The organism is Streptomyces sp. B21-083 (genome assembly GCF_036898825.1).
GTDB lineage: Bacteria > Actinomycetota > Actinomycetes > Streptomycetales > Streptomycetaceae > Streptomyces.
Genome location: NZ_JARUND010000001.1, coordinates 3,028,062 through 3,045,892 on the forward strand (window position 1 = coordinate 3,028,062; position 17,831 = coordinate 3,045,892).

The window sequence follows — 17,831 nt, forward strand, 5'->3', positions numbered from 1 at the left end:
TCAGAGTTGGCGGGCGATCGCGTGGATGAAGTCGCGTGACGCGCTGGGCGTGAGTGACGCGGCTTCCATCCAGTCCAAGTGAGCACGGTACTTGTCGAGTTGGGACTGACCGTGGGTGAACTCGGGGCCGTGCGCGGAGTCCAACTCCACGGTGTCGAGCTGGGGGACAGGACCTTCGACGTAGATCACCGCTTGCCCGGCGCCGGGAAACGCCCCTGCCTTGAAGGGGATCACGCGTACGCCGATGTTGTCGTGCTCGGACACTTCGCAGAGGCGGTCCAGTTGCATACGCATCACCTTCACACCGCCGAACTCGACGCGCAGGGCGGCCTCGTGCACGTATCCGACATACGTGATCGGCTTGTCCCGGTACAGCACCTGCTGGCGTTGCAGGCGGAGAGCCACGCGTAGCTCGACTTCCGCCGGTGACAGGGGCGGAAGCGCGGCGCCGAAGAGGGTGCGGGCGTAACCGTCGGTCTGCAGCAGGCCTGGCAAGATCATGGCCAGGCCCACGCGCACGCTCTTGGAGTGCCATTCCAGTTCCGCGATGTCGAGGAGCCCTGCGGGGATTTGCCCCCGATACACCTCCCACCAGCTGCGTGTGCGTGTCCCGACCATGTCGACCAGAGCATCGATGTACGCCTCGTCGCGGCAGGCGTAGTTGCAGGCCAGGGTTCTCAGACGGTCTGCGTTGATGGCCCGGACCCCGGACTCGATGTTGGACACCTTCGCCCTGTCCAGCCCGAGCAGCCCTGCGGCGTACTCGGTCGTCACGTCTGCTGCCAGACGCATTTTGCGCAGCTCGGCGCCCAGGCGCTTCTGTCGCTCCGTCGGCGTTGACCTCGGTGGCATGTGTCATTTCCTCCAGCGGGTGCGGCGCAAGTCTGCCCTTTCGGCGCCGGGTTGGTCCACTTGGCTAGTGGTAATTCTGTTGGAGTAGTGGCAAAAGACCACCTCACTCATCTACAGTCGGTAACTAGTTTCTTACGCTCCGACATCGTCCGGAAGTGCATCGCGCGAGCCTGCCCGCCTTCTCCTTCCCTGGGAGGGGCGCGCTCGCGTCAGGGAGACAGGCCACTGGTCGGGGCGTACGTCAACGCCGTCATGTCCGTTGTTCAGCAAGGGAGTTCGCCATGTCCGCATCGCTGGCCGTCTCGGCCTGTCCCATCTCGACCGACCTCACCAAGGCGCCGCCGCCCGGCCCGGACACGCTCACGTACGGCTTCACCCTGCCTGCCGAGGCGGTGAGTTCGCGGGTTGCCCGGGCTACGACTCGGGTTGTTCTCCAGACGCATGGGCTGGAGGCGATGGCGGACGCTGCGGTACAGGTGGTGGGGGAGTTGACGGCGTGCGCTTTCCGGTTCGCTGCGGACGCGTCGGTGTACGTGTCGTTGCGGTGGTGGGAGGGGGAGCTGCAGGTGGTGCTTTATGACGGTCACCGGAGGCATGTGCATCCCCGGCTGGCTGCGGCTTGTGATGAGCGGAGGGGGGATGCGTTGCGGGTGTTGGGGTGCGTGGTGGAAGCGTGCGGCGGGGAGTGGGGGTTCGGAGAGGCTCGGGAGCCGGGGGGTGGGACGCGGATGTGGGCTGTGCTGCCTTGGCAAGGGGCTCGGGAGTTCGCGGGGGCGAGCGCGTGAGCAGGTGAAGCGGCGGTGGGACGGTTACGGGCGCCGCCATGAACCTCGCCCACCTCACCGAAACACCCAGGTCCGCACCCGCACCAGCCACTGCGCAGCACTTCGCCCCGCCGAGCGTCAGCTCAACGGGGCGAAGTAGCCGGACCCGGATCAACCAGCAGCATCCCTCAGGAACCGAGCCCTTCGAGGCGTCCGCGGTGTCTCACACCTGCGCGGCCGCCTCGACGATGCCGCGTGCCAAGGCGTCGAAGTTCTCCCGGTAGAAGGTCGTCCGCCGGTAGAACTCCTCCTGCGAGAACGCGCCGCGTTCCACGCACATGACCGCGGTGGCGGTCAACGCGCTGTGCAGGATGTGCAACTCGTGGAGGGTGAGCCGGAGTTCGAAGGACTCCTTGTGCTCGCCCGCGAGGCGTTCGGTGAGTGAGCCGACGGCCTTCGGGTCCGCGCCGAACTGGACCCCGGGCCGTTGCCCCTGGATTCCAGTCGTACAAAAAGGAGGGCGCCCGGTGGCGTGCCTCGGCCTGGGCCGGGTGAGCCGGGCGAGAAGGGCCTCACCGTCGCGGGTCACCGAGCTGAAGACGGTGCCGGTGGACGGATGGACGAGGCTGAACCGGTGAACTGACGTCTGCTGCGAGGGGTGGGCGGGACGTGTGTCCCGCCCACCCCTCGTAACGTCAGTCCCTCTGAAGGCCCTGGTCGACTGCACCTTCCGGATAGCCGAGACGTTCGCCGAGTGTCACCAGCGCTTCCCGGCACGGGCCGTCCAGCGGCAGCGCGTAGCGTTTGACCGCGCGCAGGAAGAGCCGGAAACCGAGGTCGGCGCACGCCCCGGTGATCACATACTCCAGCGCCGGTACCAGGGGGGCGGGCAGCGGCAGCGGGTTGAACACCTCTCCTTCCTCGTGCGCCCGCGTCAGCGCGGCGGCCACCGGGGCCATCGCCCTGTGCACCGCGGCGCACAGCGACTCGTCTGTCACGGGGTCGGCCGGGGGCGGGGAGAAGCCGGGGTCACGGCGGGATTCTGCCGCGAGCCAGGCCGACTCGATCTGCTCCAGCCACTCCCGCGCTCCGACCTGCTGCTTGGCCGGGTCGAACGCGTGGTCGGTTGAGCCGACCCAGGCCGTGCGGATCGTGTCGTGCTCCAAGCCGGAGTCCAGTAGTCGCCGTACGTCACGGCCCAGCTGCAGGGATGCCGGGTGGCCGAGCTCCCGGACCGACCGTTCGGTGATCAAGAGCATGGCCGAGACCGGCCCCCGCTCGATAAGGCAGTCCATCTCCGCAGGAGGCAGGTCCGCCAGCTCATCGCACTGCTCGGAGAGCCAGGTGAGGCCAGTCTCGTAGGTCATATCTACTCCGGGTAGGCGGTGAAGACGACCCAGGTCTTGGGCTTCATGTGTCCCTTGGCGAACTTCAGCTGGATCACCACCGTGTTTCCGACGGCCTGCCCTGCCGAGCTGCCGCCGCTCACCCACTTCGTACCGAGCGAGGGGCCGTGCCCGGTGAACGGCATGCGGATAGACAGCAGGTCCCTTTTTGAGTCGAAGCCGATGTTTTTGCCAACCCTCTGGGCCTGCCTGATGCGCCAGGCCTCCAGCTTCTTCACATTGCCTGGCAGCTTGATCCAGTCGACCATGGCCTGGTCGACCGCCGCGACGGCGATGTCCCTGCTGGCCCACTGTGTCGCCACGCCGTCCTTGTCCAGTTTATTGGCCAGCTTCTGAGGGCTGAGGTCCACATGCTCCTCGAGGGTGTGCGCACCCTCGATGCCCTCGTCGGCAAGGATGTTGGTGCAGTTGTGTACGAGCACGTCCTGCGGCCGTGCGCCACCGGTGCGCACGAAGAACGTGTGCAGGCCGCCGACCGTCAGGTCGTAGACCTCCTGCGGGACCAGACCTGATCGGTCCTGCAGAGCCGTCACTGCACGGACGGAGCCATCAGGAGTGCGCAGCCGGTCGCCGACGCGCAGGTCGGACACCAGCGTCCAGCCACGGCCAGTGACGAAGAAGCGGTGTCCCACCGTGCTGGACAGCAGGCCGTCGCCGGCCACGGTGATGTCCACCAGTCGATTGGTGTCGTGCCGGAATGTGTCGGTGACTGGCTGGGGCCGCAGCTCTCCCGTGTCCGGATCGGCCGCCAATAGCAGGTCGCCCTCCCGTACTTCACTGATCGCCTTACGTGTCCCGTCCGTCATCAGTACGCCAGTACCGGCGGGGAAGCTGTTCGCCCGGCACGCGGTGAAGGCCTCCTCAATGATGTCGGTCTGCCGCTCGATGGACTTCAGTACCTGCGGATCCAGCTCCAGCTTCTTCAACGCCTTGATGGCGTCGCCCACACCGACGCCGGTCTTCAGGGCCGCGTCCAGGCCGCGGATCGCATCGACCGCGTCCCCGATCTTCTTGCCGGGGACGAAATTGCTCGCCGCCCAGGCGCAACCGCTACCGCTGCCGTTGGCGCAGTCAACGAAGTCCTGGACGAACATGTCCCACAGGAGGGCGAGGAAGACCCGGTCCACCATCTTGGTGACGTCCCAGGCGGTGAACGTCCTCGTCATGGACCCCGTCTGGTTCGCGTATGTCTCGCTGCCGAGCCAGGTCACGTTCTCGATCGGGCAGGTCGCCGCTGACACGTTGGGGTCGTCGGAGCCCTGGCACAGGTAGAAGTCGACCTTAACGTCGTACCGCAGCTTGAACTTGACTTCGCAGCTGTCCCAGGCGGTGCCGTTCAGTTCGCAGTCGTTCATCGCCTCCGGGTCGCCCAGCGGCGTGATCTTCTGCCTGGTGAACAATCCGCCGATACCGGTCGCGCCGCCCTTGGTCAGCTCGTCGCGCGCTTTGTCGTCCTCGGCGCGGGTGGCGGCGTCTTGAGCCTCCTTCGCCGAGTTCTGGGCGTTGGACGCAGCCTTCTCGGCCTTGACCGCGTCCGACTCGGCATCGGTGGCGACTCGGTCCGCCGCAGATGCGTCGGACTCGGCCGCGGAAGCCGCAGAGCGGGCGCCGGCAGCGTCCTTCTCGGCTTCCGAGGCGTCACGGTCGGCCTGTGCCGCCGCGGACTCTGCGTCATTCGCGGCGGAGTTGGCGTAGAACGCGTCCGTGCCCGCCTGCGCGTCGTACTTCTGGGCGTTCGCGTCGGCCTTCTTCGCGGCTGCCGAGTCGGTCGCCGCCGCGACTGCGGAAGCGTTGGCCGCCGCCGCGGAGTTGACCGCCTGTACCGCGTAGTCCGCTGCGTCAGCTGCCGCCTGGAGGGCGATCTTCGCGTCGCCGGCGGCCTTGTCTGCGAGCGCCTTGGCCGTGGCGGCCGCCTTCTTCGCCTCGTCCGACTTCGCCTTGGCCGCGGAGGCCTGCTGCTGGGCGAGGGTCTTGGAGGTCTGTCCGATCAGCACCGCGTACGCCGCCGAGGCGTCGGTCTCGCGGTACGGGGAGCCGACGGAGATCGCCTCGTCGGCCGCCTTGGTCGTCGCGGTCGCGGCGTCCCTGGCTCCCTGCGCGTACTGGGCCGTGGCGAGAGCGTACCCGGCGGTCTTCGCCGACCAGGCGGCCGTCTTGACAGCCTCGGCGACTGCTGCGGTGGCCTCCTTGCGCGCGGTGATCGATGCGGCCTGGGCCTTCTTCGCCTCGACGTCCGCCTGTTTGGCGTTCTCCTTCGCGGCTGCTGCCGCGTCAATCGCCTCGGCAGCAGAGGCGTGCGCGGTCGTGGCAGCCGCGTGCGTCTTGGCGTACGCCGACTGGGCCGCGTCGGCGGCGGACCGGGAACGCTTTGCCGCGCCTTCCGCACGGGTGGCCGCCGCTCGGGCGTTCACCGCTGCCGTGGTCGCCTCGTTCGCCGCAGTACGGGCCCGGGTCGCCGCGCCTGCCGCGTCGGTGGCGGCGGAGCGCGCCTCGGTGGCCGCCTGCTGGGTCTCCTCCGCGGCGCTGGTCCCCTCGTCTGCGGCGGCGGCCGACTCCAGGGCTGCAGCACGGGACTCGGTGGCGTTCTTGTCGCTCTCGGCCTCCACCGCCTTGTCACGGGCCAGGCGCGCGCGCAGTTCGGCGTCCACCGCCGCTGCCAGCTTCTCCGTCGCCGTCGCGCCGGCCGTCTCCGCGGCCGTGCGGGCCTGGCCGGCCTTGGCCTGCTCGCTCTTCGCGCGCTCCTCAGTATCGCCTGCCTTCGCGCGCTCGCTCGCCGCGAGGTCACGCTCCCGCTCTGCGGTGGCCCTCTCGGTCTCCGCTATGCCGCGCTGGCGCTTAGCCTCGGCAGCCTGGGTCTTGGCCGTCTGCTCCGCCTTCTCAGCGGTCGCGCGGGCAGTCTTCGCGGTGGCGGCGTTGGCCGCCGCCTCGGTGGCCAGCTTGGCGGCGGACTCTGCCGCAGCCTTCGCCTGCGCCTTGGCCTCCAGCGCCGCCGACTTGCGGAACTCGGTGTTCAGCGCGTGCGTCTGGGTCTTCGCCAGCGCCAACAGCGTCTGGGAGTCGGCCACCGTGGCCTTGGCGGCGTTCGACGCCGTCAGCGTCGCCTTCGCCGCCGCCAGGGTGGCCGCAGCCGATGCCTTGGCGACCTGCACTGACTGCTGCGCGTAGAGCAGCCCACGGCCTCGGGGCAGCCTCGCGGCGTCGGCGATCTCCCACGCCTTCGTCTGCTGAGCGCCCGCCGTGGCCGCGGCCGTCTTGGCACGGGTGGCCGCCGCGTCCGCCAGAGGCACCTGCTTGGCGGCTGCCGCCTTCGCAGCGTTCAGATCCGCCGTCGCCTTGGTGAAGACCGCAGGCTTTGGATAAGAAGCGGATCCCTTGTTCGCGGCCCAGTACTTCTGCCAGTAAAGGATCTGATCCGCCTGCCAGGCCTGCCGGACCGCCTCGATCATCGCGTCCGTGGCGACCCGCGTCTCCTTCGCCGCGGCGGCCTTGGCGGTGACAATCGCCTTCCGCTGCTCGGCCTGCCCGGCGTACTCCGCCTCCCACTCCGAGTACGCCTGCACCACTGGGCCGGTCAGGGCCCGGTAGTGGTCGATCGGATTGGCACTGTCGCAGCCGGCCCAGGCCGTCTTGAGCGCCTCGACCTCGTTGCGGAACTCCAACGAGTCCGGCTCGGGGGCCCGGGTCGGGAAACCGCCGAAGCGCAGGAAGGTCGCTATGTCGTTGGCCGACGAGTTGCCCAGGTTCTCCGGATCGAGCAATGCCCTTCCGGCGACATCCTTGTACACGGCTGCCCAAGTGTCGTCGCCGGTGTCGAACCCGTCGAACACTTTCTTGGCCGCGTCCAGCGCGGTCTGGCCCGGCCTCGGAGCCGGGTTCTCCCTCGCCTTGTTGTACAGGTCCTGCTGCGCGCCAAGAGTGAAGTAGACAATGTCCTTGCCGAACTCGGGCGCCCAATAGTCTCGCCCCCCGGAGGAGTTCACGGAGGCGTAGGGCTCGTTGGCGGCATTCAGCTTGTCCTGGCGGTCCCAGAAAGCATGCATGTCGGCGGTAGCCACGTCCGAGTCCCGGGCGCGGGCCTTGTACCACTCGCTGCCGAACTCTGCCGGGTCCACGAACGCACGCAGCCTGGCGTCCGGGCCGGTGAGCAGGCTCGCCGCGACCGAATCCAGCGAGGGCCCGCCGAAGTGCACGGCCTGCCCCGCCTGGCAGCGGTCCTGGCGGGCCTGCTCACCGAGGCTGAGGCGGAGGCTGCGCAGCCACGGGTCGGTCGGGTTGTCCCCCGGCTCGTCGGCGGCCGCAGGGGCGGCGGACACCAGTCCGCCGAGCACAGCGGTGGCAGTCGCGAGCGCGATGGCCGCGAACGCTCTTCGCGGACGGCTTCGTTGAGGTCTTCTTGAAGTTTTTCGCACGTAGATGCCTGCCTGGATGGTCGATCCGGATGAACGGTCTCGTCCGGCAGGAAGAAAGCACAACGAACACTCGGCCGCAGCCGACCGGTGGCGTCACCGGCGGCCTGCCGCGTAGGAAAAGTCAGGAAGTTCTGAGACCCCCGTCTCTGCTGCCCGTGCGGTCAACACGCGCCCCCCGTGCCCCTCTTCCCGCAGGGACCGGATCATCATGACATTGGGAAAGCTTTTGAGGAACCTTTAATTCGCCATTTCGTTCGACCGCTAGCCGTACCCAGCACAGACCTGTGGCCCGGCCCCCGCTGACAACAGCGGTACGGCCGGGCCACAGGCCTCGGTGCGGCTCCCGGACGGGGTTCTGGATGCTCAGGTCGTGTACTGGTGCAGGCCCGGGATCGTCAGCGTGCCGCCGAACTGGCCCGCCTGGACGACCTTCACATTCGTGAAGTAGATCCACGGGATGTTCAGGGGAGGCGGGCTCTTCGGGCTGAACGTCACCGGGATCAAGCCGAGCAGGTTGCCGGAGATGCTCTCCGTGTACATGATCGTCTTGCCGCCGTCGATCGTTGAGTCCGTGCCCTTGGCCGCCTGCGCGTGGTAGGTCTTGCCGGACAGGGGGTCCTTGACGATCTGGTGCAGGTCACCGATCGTCGTGCCTTTGGAGATCACGTACTTGAGGACCTCCTTGACCGTGCCGTCGGCGGTGCGCACCTTGACTATGCCCTGATAATCCGCGCCGTCGAGCGTCAACGAACTGGCCTGCAGGATCCACGGGTCGACAGGCAGCCTGGTCGAGTTGTCGACGCCGCCCTGGTCGTCGGTGGCTTCGGCGGGGCAGTCGGCGGGGTCCACGGTCGAACTGGCCGAGGGGCTCGGTGACGCGGTGGCGGCAGTGACCGCCTTCTCTGGCGTCTCCGTGGTGGTCTCGGCCGCCTTGGTCGTGTCCTTGGCGGTGTCCTTGAGGACGCCGGTGACCTTCGCCGTCGTGTCCTTCACCGTGGTGCTGCCGGTCGTGCCCTTGCCGGCCGCTTCCGCGGTCGGCGCCGGTGACGCGGTCGGCGTCGGAGTGGCGCCGGCGGCGGCCTCGGTGGTCTCCGTCGACTCCGTACTCGTCGAGGAAGCCGTGTCGCTCGACGAGTCGTTGCCGCCCGTGAAGATGCCCGTGATCGCGTCGCCGATGGTGTCCAGCAGGCCGCCGCTCTCCTCGGTGGCGCTCGCGCTCGCCGAGGGGGTGGGCGTGGCCTTGTCGCTGTCGTCGCCGGTGCTGCCACTGGACGTCGTCTTGCTCGCGGACGGCGTCGGAGTCGGCTCGGCCGCGTCGTCGGAACCTGAATCCGACGAGTCGTCCGAGGGACCGGAGCCCGAGTCCGTGGCGGTGGCCGAGGGGGACGGCTTCGTCGTCGTGTCTCCGTCGTCGGACGACGCCGAGGAGCTGGTGGACGGGGAGGGCGTCGCCGCCGTGTCCGTACCGCTCGCGGCGCCGGTCACCACCTCGACGCACTTCTGGTATTCCTCAGCCGTCATGCTGTTCGTCGGCGGCTGGCCATCGGCACGTGCGAGCGTCGGCGTGAACCCCATGCCCATGAGCACCGCGGTGGGCATAGCCGCCAGGGCTATCGCCTTTCCGGCAGGCATATGGAACCTGGTGAACAGCGGCTTCCTCGGGGCCGCGTGCCGCGGCCCGGTTCTCCCGCGGGACGCTTCCACGTCAGTCCCGTGGGTCACCTCGTCAGCCGGCACTGTGCCTCCCGTTCGCCCCGTTCACCGGGCTCGTTCCTGACAGATCGTTCGGCTCGTACGGCTCGTTCGACTTGCTCATGTTCAGTCCGCCCGGCTGGGCCGCCGGATCCGTGCCGTCGCCGGCCTCGGCGTACACCGGGAGTGCAGGCTCCGAACCAGCGGGTGCCGCATCCGTGCCGTCTCCCTCGGGCTCGCCGTACTTCGTCGACTCCGCCACACCGGGCGCCCAGGCGATGGCCAGCGCGCCGCCGACCAGGGCCAGCACGAAGCCGACGATGAACCCGCCGAAGTTGGAGACCGGGAGGGACACCAGTCCCAGCAGGATCGCGGCGGTGCCGGCGAAGGTCCGTACGTGCTTCTGGAACCAGAGGCTGATGCCCAGGACCACGAGCAGGACTCCGATGATCAGTGATCCCGCGCCGGCCGTTGTGGCCATGCGGATCGTCAGCTGACCGATCGTGAGGTGCGCGTAAGGGAAGTACATGATCGGGACACCGCCGATCATGACAAGTACGCCGGCCCAGAACGGCCTCGTACCCCGCCAGGCGCGGAACTGCAGCCTCCAGCGGGTGGGCAGACTGGGGGCGGCAGGAGTCTCGGCGCTCATGGAAACAGCTCCCTGGTGCGGTGTTGCTGTGGTAAGAGGGTCGTTCGCCCGTGACAGGGCGCGGTGCGCGAAGACCCGATCGGAGTGGAGCGGGTGGGGGCGCCTCACGGCCTCCCCCACCCGTCACCGAGTGCTTAGTAGCACTCGTGGGTACCTGTGACGACCTTCATGCTCAGACCGGGCAGCGTGAAGGTTCCGGCGGTGGTGGCCCACGCCGTCTGCTTCACTCCGTACAGGTCCACTGTCTTCGCCCCCTGGCCGAAGCCGTTGGGGTCCGACAGCTCCCCGCCGCCCTTCATGGCCGGGTCCTGCAGAGACTTGGCGGCGACGCCGATGTCCATGTCGCCGAACACAGCCTTGTCGGCCTCGAGCTTCTCGACGTCGATGTACAGGTTCTTGGCAGTGACCTGCTTGTTCTTGTCGTCACTGTCGCCCGCATTCAGCAGCAGCGTGGCAGTGCCGAAAAACGGGATTCTCGGCGTGACGACCGACTGGCACATGTTCTGGATACGGGCATCGGCGAACGCCGACACCGCAACCGGGTGGGTGCCCTTCTCGCTCTTCGAGTCGTCCATGTCGACGGCGCCGTACTGCGAGAAGCCGTCGCCATGGATGTAGTCAGCGCGGACCTTGAACGACTGGCCGGACACGCTGAACGAAGCGGCGAGGGCACCCTGCGCGAGGGCGACACCTATACATGCCGTAGCGGCGACGCTGGGCACCATGACCACAGCGAAGCGCTTCCATCTTGTCCCGCCACGCACCTGGGACTCCATATTTCCTCCTTCTCGGACGTACATCTCCTGGCCCTGACTGCCCCAATGACGGCGGCTCAGCCGGGCAGGGATGGGAGAAGTGCTACGTCCTCGGTAAGGAGAGCGCCCGCACTCGACGGCGCGAACAGCGCCCGAGTCACCGGCGATCACCCCCGAGCGACAATCACTGGTCGCGCCTGACGCACATCACGCACAACCTTGCCGGACAGGCTCCACCCCGAAGGGCGAAGACCCCCCTGTCCGAGAGCCGGCACCACTGCTGCCGACTCTGCCCGGTGGGGACCCAACAACTCCCGTCCGGCCGACTGGCTGTCGGCGTACGGGATAGGACCGAGCGTCGCCGATCGTGGTGCATTCTCGGCCCCCGCACAAGGGGGTTCGTTACTGGCTAGTAACGGGCAGATAACCGTGCGGCGACCCGCGGGGGTCGTACGACAACGCTGGGTGGCCCTCAGGGGGGTGACAAAACGTTTACTTCCCGCCCCAACTCCGACAGGACGACGCCCTTGGCTTACTCCAAGTAACAGCGGCCGCGATTACCAAGATTTGGTAAAGCGCGACCGCTTGCGCACTCGATCGGCAAATTCTTCACCTGGAGAACACCCGCCGCGGTGTTTAGCGACAGGTCAGCCCACTGATCGAACAGCGGCCCCGCCGGCCCCCCTGCCCGGCCGCCGTCCGACCGCTCAGAACAACGCCCTCGCCAGCGCCCGTCGGGCCAGTGCGACCCGTGGATCATCCGCGCCGACGACCTCGAACAGCTCCAGCAGCCGCAGCCGTACGGCATCCCGGTCGTCGCCCGCCGTACGTGCCACCGTCTCGATGAGCCGCCCGAACGCGTCCTCGACATGGCCGCCCACCAGATCCAGGTCGGCCGCGAGGATCTGCGCCATCGGGTCACCCGGCTTCTCGGCGGCGTCCTTGCGCACCTGCTGCGGGTCGACGTCCTGCACCCGCTGGAGCAACTCGGCCTGCACGAGCCCGAGTTTGGCCTCCGTGTTGCCGGGGTCGTCGCTCAGTACGTTCTTGTACGCCTGCACCGCACCACCCAAGTCCCCCGCGTCCAGGGCCTGCACGGCGGCTTCGAGGAGCGCGTCGTACGGCCCGACCGGGGCCTGGGGGGCCGCGACGGGCTGGGCGCCGGGTTCGGCGTCCGCGTCGACGACAAGGCCGGTGAGGCCGAAGCGCTGCTCGGCGACCTGCACCAGCTGATCGAGGGTCTCGCGGATCTGCTGTTCACCGGCGGCACCCTGGAAGAGCGGCAGGGCCTGCCCGGCGACGACGGCGAAGACGGCCGGAATCCCCTGGATGCCGAACTGCTGCATCAGCATCTGGTTGGCGTCGACGTCGATCTTGGCGAGGAGGAAACGGCCGTTGTACTCGACGGCCAGCCGTTCGAGAACGGGGCTCAGTTGCTTGCACGGCTCGCACCACTCGGCCCAGAAGTCGATGACGACGGGGACCTCGGTGGACCGCTGCAGGACTTCGAGTTCGAACCCGGCCTCATCGACGTCGATGACGAGGTCGGCCGGCGCGACGGCACCTCCCCCGCCCTGCCGGGCGGATTCGGCGCGCGCCTGCTCCGCCTTCGACTTGGCCTCCTGGGCCGCCTTCACCGCGGCGAGGTCGACGACCCCGCTCATGGACATGTTCCGTGGCTGCATGCGTCTATCCTCCCCCGTCCGGCGCGCACATGTGAAAGGCGTAGTGAAAAGAGGTCCTGGTCGATGGGCGCCGCTTTCGCTACGAGCCGTAGCGTAACGGGAGTGGCAGCCCCCTGGGAAGCACCTTTGAGTGACCTCCCTCACGGCCTCACAGGGCAGGAACCGCCGTTATGGTCATGCCATGCAGAGCCGCAACCCCGTCAGCCGTACGGGACGCCCTCGCAGCGCCACCGCGGACGCGGCGATCCTGGCGGCGACGCGGGACGCCCTGGTCGAACTGGGCTGGTCCAAGCTGACCTTGGGGGACGTGGCCACGCGCGCGGGAGTGGCGAAGACGACTCTCTACCGCCGGTGGCCCGGAAAGAACGAACTGGTCGTCGACGCGGTGGCGGTCCTCTTCGACGAACTGGAGCTGCCCGACCGGGGCAGTCTCGCCGCCGACATCGAGGGCGTCGTCCTCCAGTTCGCGGCGATCCTCGTGCGCCCGGACACGAAGAGCGGCCTGATGGCGGTGGTCGCGGAGTCGACGCACGACGACGCGCTGCGCGAACGTATCCGTGCCTCGATCGTGGACCGGCAGAAGCGCCTGGTCCTGGAAGGCCGCTCCCGCGCGCAGCAGCGCGGCGAACTCCCCGCGGAAACAGACCCGGAGGAGGCCGCCCGCACGGTGGACCTGATCTTCGACATGGTGGCGGGGGCGGTGGTGCACCGCACGCTGGTGAGCGCGGAGCCGGTCGACCCCGAGTGGGCGGAGGCGTTCACGCGGGTGCTGCTGCTGGGGCTGCGCGGCAACCCGTAGCGGCTATGCCTTGGCGGCCACCGGCGTCGGCTCCGCGAGCTGCGCCGCCAGCTCGTGGCTGACCCTGCGCTCCACGAAGAACGCGGCTGTGGGGATGGTGCCGGCGAGCAGGACCCACAGCTGCTTGCTGACCGGCCACTTCGCCTTGGAGCCCAGGTCGAAGGCGAAGACCAGGTACACGACGTACAGCCAGCCGTGCGCGATACCGACGACGCTGGTGAAGCTGTCGGCGCCCTTGAGGTCCAGGACGTACTTGGCGAACACGCCGAGGGTCAGCAGTACGAGCAGGACACCGGTGACGTAGGCCATGACGCGGTAGCGGGTCAGCACGCTCTTTTTCATGCGTATGAGCGTAACCACCCGTTTCCGGCGATCTTCCGCCGACCCCACCGACCCCGCCTACTCCTCGGCGAAGTCGCTCGCCGCCACCCGCAACGGCCGGAGCATCGCGAAGATCTCCGCGCACTCCTCCGCGTCGTACGTCCCGAGGCCGAAGTCCATCGCCATCAGGTCGCGGGTCGCCGCGTCGACCGCCTCGCGGCCCTTCTCGGTGATCGTGGCGAGGGTGCCGCGGCCGTCGTTCGGGTTGGGGCGCCTGGCGACCAGGCCCGACTTCACCAGGCGGTCCACCGTGTTCGTGACCGACGTCGGGTGGACCATCAGACGCTCGCCGATCTTGGACATCGGCAGCTCGCCCGCCTTGGAGAAGGTGAGCAGCACCAGCGCCTCGTACCGCGCGAACGTCAGACCGTACGGTTTCACCACCGCGTCGACCTCCGCGAGGAGGATCTGCTGCGCGCGCATGATCGAGGTGATGGCGGCCATGGACGGGACGTTGCCCCAGCGCTGCTTCCACAGTTCGTCGGCGCGTGCGATGGGGTCGAAGGGGAGACTGAGCGGCTTCGGCACGGCACCAGACCTTACCGGCCGGTCACATGGTGGTCAGCCCCGTCTCGCCCTTCGGTCCGCCTCCCACAGGGGGAGGACGGATGAGGTCAGCGGGCGAGGTGGCGTTCCACCGTCTCGACCTTGGAGGTCAGACCGTCGGTGACGCCGGGGCGGATGTCCGCCTTGAGGACGAGGGAGACACGTGGCGCGCGTTCCTCGACGGCGGCCACGGCACGTCTGACGACGTCCATGACCTCGTCCCAGTCGCCCTCGATGGACGTGAACATGGCGTCGGTGCGGTTGGGGAGGCCGGAGTCGCGGACGACTCGGACGGCCTCGGCGACGTACTCCCCCACGTCCTCGCCGACGCCGAGGGGCGTCACGGAGAAGGCGACGATCATGCCTGGACCGCCCCGTCCTGCTCCTGCTGCTCCTGCTGCTCCTGACGGGCACGGGCGGCGATGGCCGCGTTGACCGCGTTCTCCGCCTCGCGGCGCAGTTTGCGCTCGGCGAAGAAGCCGCCGGTCGGCAGGACGGAGAGGACGAAGTAGAGGACGGCGGTCTTCGGGGACCACTTGGCGCGGCTCCAGGCGTCCGCCCAGAAGATCACGTAGAGGACGAAGAGAACGCCGTGGACCATGCCCATGACGGGCACCGCGTTGAAGTCCGTGGTCCGCTTCAGCACCGAGCAGACCAGCAGGAGGAGGAAGGAAACGGCTTCGGGGGCCGAGACCAGCCGCAGACGGCGGAGGGCGGAGGCGGTCTTGATGTCCACGGGTCACCTTCGGTGGGTCGCGTTACGAGGAGGGCGCTTTGTGAATGAATGCACAAACGTTTGCCCATTGTGACAGTCCCGGCTCGGGCGAACGGGACGGGGGTGTGGACGGCGGCGTGACCAGTGGTACGGACGGCGACGCGGCCCCTAGGGGGAGATTCGGGGGCGATCTCCACCTTCGGGATCTGTTGCCGGGGGTGCCCGGCGGGCTACCTTCGCCACGTGGCGATGTTTCGACTTCAAGGCAGCAAGGTGCTGGCCATCGACATGACCGGGGACGCCGTGAAGGCGAAGAACGGCTCGATGGTGGCGTACGACGGCCAGATGGACTTCAAGAAGCTCAGCGGCGGCGGCGAGGGCATCCGGGGGATGGTCACCCGGCGGATCACCGGCGAGCAGATGACACTGATGGAGGTGAAGGGGCACGGGACGTGCTGGTTCGCCGACCGCGCCTCCGAGATCAACCTTGTCGGCCTCCAGGGGGACAAGCTGTACGTCGAGTCGAGCAACCTGCTGGCGACCGACGCGGGCCTGCGTACGGGCACGTCGTTCACCGGGATGCGCGGCGCCTCGCAGGGCAACGGTCTGTTCACGACGACCGTCGAGGGGCACGGCCAGGCGGCGATCATGTCGGACGGGCCGGCGGTGGTGCTGCGTGTGAGCCCTCAGTTCCCGCTGACCGTCGACCCGGGGGCGTACATCGCGCACCAGGGCAACGTCCGGCAGTCCTTCCAGTCCGGCGTGACGTTTCGCACGTTCATGGGCGAGGGCGGTGGCGAGGCCTTCCAGATCCGCTTCGAGGGCGACGGCCTGGTGTACGTCCAGCCCAGTGAGCGCAACACGATCGCCGGGGACGTGTGACATGCCCTTCCGTGAGATCAACTCCAAGATGGTCGAGGCGACCCTCATGCCCGGCCAGCGCCTGTTCAGTCAGCGCGGGGCGATGCTCGCCTACAAAGGCGAGGTGTCCTTCACGCCCAACGTGCAGGGCGGCCAGGGCGGGATCATGTCGATGATCGGCCGCAGGGTCGCCAACGAGGCCACCCCGCTGATGACGGTCGAGGGCAGCGGCACGGTCCTCTTCGGGCACGGCGGCCACCACATCCAGGTCGTCAACCTCACCGGGGACACGCTGTGCGTCGAGGCGGACCGCCTCCTCGCCTTCGACGGCACGCTCCAGCAGGGCACGATGTTCATGGGCTCGCAGGGCGGCGTCATGGGCATGGTCCGGGGCCAGGTGACGGGACAGGGACTGTTCACCACCACCCTCAAGGGACACGGCGCGGTCGCCGTCATGGCCCACGGCGGGGTCATCGAGGTGCCGATCACCCCTCAGCGCCCGGTCCACGTCGACCCGCAGGCGTATGTCGCGCACCACGGCGACGTCCGCAACAAGCTGTCCACCGCGCTCGGCTGGCGCGACATGGTGGGCCGCGGCTCGGGCGAGGCGTTCCAGCTGGAGCTCAGCGGCAGCGGTGCGGTCTACGTCCAGGCGTCGGAGGAGAAGCTTTGAATCCTCCCCCAACTGAAGCAGGGGGATTCCTGGCTCACACCGCCTGCGGGTCAGCGACTCGACAGGTCTTCCACGATCAACACCAGCCGGGTTGAAACCAGCCCGGTTTGTACCGCAAAGCTTGGAGGTGCATGTGCTGTCTTGGTTCTCGATCAGCACGGCGTACGCGCTTGGTTCTCGCAACGCACGGCCGTCAGCCTACCCGACCGCGTGGGCGTTTCCCCGGCCTGCTGAAGACCGGGGCACCCTCGGAGGTCGCAGGTGACCACCTACCCGGGCGCGGGGCCCGTCGTCCACGACCCGATGACGCTGCCGTCCGACGACAACGTGAACAACTACACCTTCTGCGTGGAGCTCAAGGGGAGCCAGTGGTTCCTGCAGAAGGGGAAGATGATCGCCTACTACGGGACGATCGACTTCAACGGCGTCGGACACGGCCGTCTGGACCGTCTCGTCCGTACGTCCTTTCATTCGCCTCTGCACGCGAGCGACTGGGTCGTCGCCGAGGGTTCGGGCAAGATGCTCCTCGCCGACCGGGCCTTCGACGTGAATTCATACGATCTGGAGGAGGGCAACCTGACCATTCGCTCCGGCAACCTTCTTGCTTTTCAGCCAAGTCTCGCGCTGAAGCAGTCGATCGTGCCGGGCTTCCTGACCCTCATCGGTACGGGCAAGTTCGTGGCCGCGTCGAACGGCCCGGTGGTGTTCATGGAACCCCCGATCCGGGTTGACCCGCAGGCCCTGGTCGGCTGGGCCGACTGCCCCTCCCCCTGCCACCACTACGACCATGGGTACATGACAGGCCTCATGGGCGGTCTACGTGCGATGACGGGCATCGGCGGGGCCTCCGGCGAGGAGCACCAGTTCGAGTTCGTCGGGGCCGGCACGGTGCTGCTCCAGTCGAGCGAGACACTGATGGCGGAGCAGGCCACCGGGGTGGTTCCGCCCGAGCCCGGGGTGCCGGGTGGCGGCGGGGCTCCCGCTGGCCATCCACAGCAACCGGGCGTACCGCGCCTTCCCGGACAGCTCGGCGACCTCCAGCGTCGCTTCGGGCTGTGAGCGGTAGTCTGCGGAGTGTGACGTCGAACATGTGCGCGCCGTCACGCCACCCTCACTAGTTCGCCTTTCAACCTTTTAGGTAGACTTCATTCATGGAGACCGAGACGGCCACAAGCTGGCTGACCGACGCGGAGCAGTGCGCCTGGCGCACCCACCTGGAGGTCAACAGGCTCTTGACCTACCAGCTCGAAAGGGACCTGCAACCGTTCGGCCTGACGATGAACGACTACGAGATCCTCGTGAACCTCTCCGAGTCCGAGGGCGTCCGCATGCGGATGAGCGACCTCGCGTCCGCCACCCTCCAGTCCAAGAGCCGGCTCTCCCACCAGATCACCCGCATGGAGAACGCGAACCTGGTCCGCCGCGAGAACTGCGAGTCCGACCGGCGGGGTCTGTACGCGGTGCTCACCGAGCAGGGCATGGACACGATGAACAAGGTCGCGCCTCATCATGTGGCGTCCGTGCGGCGGCACTTCATCGAACTGCTGACCCCCGAGGCGCTGGCCCAGCTCAGCACGTCGCTCAAGCCGATCGCTCAGCACCTGCGCGGCCACCGGGGCCGGCCGTAGGTCCTCCTCGACT

At 68.2% G+C, this 17,831-nt stretch carries 17 protein-coding genes; 5 read left to right on the forward strand and 12 right to left on the reverse strand.

The features are described 5' to 3' along the window. The 8 genes from QA861_RS13430 to QA861_RS13465 all read right to left on the reverse strand — a co-directional run bounded on the left by QA861_RS13430 (window position 1) and on the right by QA861_RS13465 (window position 12,215). Entirely contained in the window at window positions 1-852 is an 852-nt protein-coding gene (locus tag QA861_RS13430; protein WP_334588565.1) for a helix-turn-helix domain-containing protein, read from the reverse strand. A 987-nt stretch (window positions 853-1,839) separates the two neighbouring features. Further along, window positions 1,840-2,205, reverse strand: a complete 366-nt coding sequence (locus QA861_RS13435; protein ID WP_334588566.1) for a hypothetical protein — start codon at window positions 2,203-2,205, stop codon at window positions 1,840-1,842. A gap of 106 nt (window positions 2,206-2,311) precedes the next feature. Beyond that, on the reverse strand, window positions 2,312-2,983 hold the full coding sequence (locus tag QA861_RS13440; RefSeq protein WP_334588567.1) for a hypothetical protein: 672 nt from the start codon (window positions 2,981-2,983) through the stop codon (window positions 2,312-2,314). A 2-nt stretch (window positions 2,984-2,985) separates the two neighbouring features. Further along, the gene (locus QA861_RS13445; RefSeq protein WP_334588568.1) at window positions 2,986-7,335 is read right to left on the reverse strand and encodes a polymorphic toxin-type HINT domain-containing protein; all 4,350 of its coding nucleotides are present in this window, start codon (window positions 7,333-7,335) and stop codon (window positions 2,986-2,988) included. A gap of 459 nt (window positions 7,336-7,794) precedes the next feature. Continuing rightward, the gene (locus QA861_RS13450) at window positions 7,795-9,168 is read right to left on the reverse strand and encodes a hypothetical protein (protein WP_334588569.1); all 1,374 of its coding nucleotides are present in this window, start codon (window positions 9,166-9,168) and stop codon (window positions 7,795-7,797) included. After that, entirely contained in the window at window positions 9,158-9,775 is a 618-nt protein-coding gene (locus tag QA861_RS13455) for a DUF6114 domain-containing protein (RefSeq protein ID WP_334588570.1), read from the reverse strand. The genes QA861_RS13450 and QA861_RS13455 overlap by 11 nt, the downstream gene beginning before the upstream one ends. A 134-nt stretch (window positions 9,776-9,909) precedes the next feature. Next, complete coding sequence (locus tag QA861_RS13460; RefSeq protein ID WP_334588571.1) at window positions 9,910-10,551, reverse strand: DUF6230 family protein; 642 nt, start codon at window positions 10,549-10,551, stop codon at window positions 9,910-9,912. Window positions 10,552-11,237: 686 nt separating this feature from the next. After that, window positions 11,238-12,215 carry a tetratricopeptide repeat protein gene (locus tag QA861_RS13465; protein ID WP_334588572.1) on the reverse strand — a complete coding sequence of 326 codons (978 nt, stop codon included), beginning with the start codon at window positions 12,213-12,215 and terminating at the stop codon, window positions 11,238-11,240. Between the two features lie 181 nt (window positions 12,216-12,396). On the opposite strand from QA861_RS13465, the gene QA861_RS13470 reads away from it, so the two are divergent. Beyond that, complete coding sequence (locus QA861_RS13470) at window positions 12,397-13,014, forward strand: TetR/AcrR family transcriptional regulator (RefSeq protein WP_334588573.1); 618 nt, start codon at window positions 12,397-12,399, stop codon at window positions 13,012-13,014. Between the two features lie 3 nt (window positions 13,015-13,017). Here QA861_RS13470 and QA861_RS13475 read toward each other — a convergent pair whose 3' ends face one another. The 4 genes from QA861_RS13475 to QA861_RS13490 all read right to left on the reverse strand — a co-directional run bounded on the left by QA861_RS13475 (window position 13,018) and on the right by QA861_RS13490 (window position 14,677). Then, window positions 13,018-13,356 (reverse strand): DUF3817 domain-containing protein, encoded by a 339-nt coding sequence (locus QA861_RS13475; protein ID WP_334588574.1) that lies wholly within the window; start codon window positions 13,354-13,356, stop codon window positions 13,018-13,020. Window positions 13,357-13,413: 57 nt separating this feature from the next. Then, complete coding sequence (locus QA861_RS13480) at window positions 13,414-13,923, reverse strand: MarR family winged helix-turn-helix transcriptional regulator (protein WP_006377592.1); 510 nt, start codon at window positions 13,921-13,923, stop codon at window positions 13,414-13,416. Between the two features lie 86 nt (window positions 13,924-14,009). Further along, window positions 14,010-14,303: an MTH1187 family thiamine-binding protein gene (locus QA861_RS13485; RefSeq protein ID WP_334588575.1), complete on the reverse strand. Its 294-nt coding sequence runs from the start codon at window positions 14,301-14,303 to the stop codon at window positions 14,010-14,012. Then, window positions 14,300-14,677: a DUF3817 domain-containing protein gene (locus QA861_RS13490; RefSeq protein ID WP_334588576.1), complete on the reverse strand. Its 378-nt coding sequence runs from the start codon at window positions 14,675-14,677 to the stop codon at window positions 14,300-14,302. The genes QA861_RS13485 and QA861_RS13490 overlap by 4 nt, the downstream gene beginning before the upstream one ends. A gap of 228 nt (window positions 14,678-14,905) precedes the next feature. Here QA861_RS13490 and QA861_RS13495 point away from each other — a divergent pair, with 228 nt between their 5' ends. The 4 genes from QA861_RS13495 to QA861_RS13510 all read left to right on the forward strand — a co-directional run bounded on the left by QA861_RS13495 (window position 14,906) and on the right by QA861_RS13510 (window position 17,818). Next, window positions 14,906-15,538, forward strand: a complete 633-nt coding sequence (locus QA861_RS13495; RefSeq protein WP_334590545.1) for an AIM24 family protein — start codon at window positions 14,906-14,908, stop codon at window positions 15,536-15,538. A gap of 1 nt (window position 15,539) precedes the next feature. After that, window positions 15,540-16,190: an AIM24 family protein gene (locus QA861_RS13500; protein WP_334588577.1), complete on the forward strand. Its 651-nt coding sequence runs from the start codon at window positions 15,540-15,542 to the stop codon at window positions 16,188-16,190. A 261-nt stretch (window positions 16,191-16,451) separates the two neighbouring features. Beyond that, on the forward strand, window positions 16,452-17,249 hold the full coding sequence (locus QA861_RS13505) for an AIM24 family protein (protein ID WP_334588578.1): 798 nt from the start codon (window positions 16,452-16,454) through the stop codon (window positions 17,247-17,249). A 92-nt stretch (window positions 17,250-17,341) separates the two neighbouring features. Further along, window positions 17,342-17,818, forward strand: a complete 477-nt coding sequence (locus tag QA861_RS13510; protein WP_334588579.1) for a MarR family winged helix-turn-helix transcriptional regulator — start codon at window positions 17,342-17,344, stop codon at window positions 17,816-17,818. Window positions 17,819-17,831 lie beyond the last annotated feature (13 nt).

Bases quoted from the DNA above. Each gene is read 5' to 3' on its own strand.
- QA861_RS13470 (WP_334588573.1), top strand. From the start codon at position 12,397: ATGCAGAGCCGCAACCCCGTCAGCCGTACGGGACGCCCTCGCAGCGCC.
- QA861_RS13485 (WP_334588575.1), bottom strand. From the start codon at position 14,303: ATGATCGTCGCCTTCTCCGTGACGCCCCTCGGCGTCGGCGAGGACGTG.
- QA861_RS13460 (WP_334588571.1), bottom strand. From the start codon at position 10,551: ATGGAGTCCCAGGTGCGTGGCGGGACAAGATGGAAGCGCTTCGCTGTG.
- QA861_RS13455 (WP_334588570.1), bottom strand. From the start codon at position 9,775: ATGAGCGCCGAGACTCCTGCCGCCCCCAGTCTGCCCACCCGCTGGAGG.
- QA861_RS13500 (WP_334588577.1), top strand. From the start codon at position 15,540: ATGCCCTTCCGTGAGATCAACTCCAAGATGGTCGAGGCGACCCTCATG.
- QA861_RS13430 (WP_334588565.1), bottom strand. From the start codon at position 852: ATGCCACCGAGGTCAACGCCGACGGAGCGACAGAAGCGCCTGGGCGCC.
- QA861_RS13510 (WP_334588579.1), top strand. From the start codon at position 17,342: ATGGAGACCGAGACGGCCACAAGCTGGCTGACCGACGCGGAGCAGTGC.
- QA861_RS13475 (WP_334588574.1), bottom strand. From the start codon at position 13,356: ATGAAAAAGAGCGTGCTGACCCGCTACCGCGTCATGGCCTACGTCACC.
- QA861_RS13440 (WP_334588567.1), bottom strand. From the start codon at position 2,983: ATGACCTACGAGACTGGCCTCACCTGGCTCTCCGAGCAGTGCGATGAG.
- QA861_RS13495 (WP_334590545.1), top strand. From the start codon at position 14,906: ATGTTTCGACTTCAAGGCAGCAAGGTGCTGGCCATCGACATGACCGGG.
- QA861_RS13465 (WP_334588572.1), bottom strand. From the start codon at position 12,215: ATGCAGCCACGGAACATGTCCATGAGCGGGGTCGTCGACCTCGCCGCG.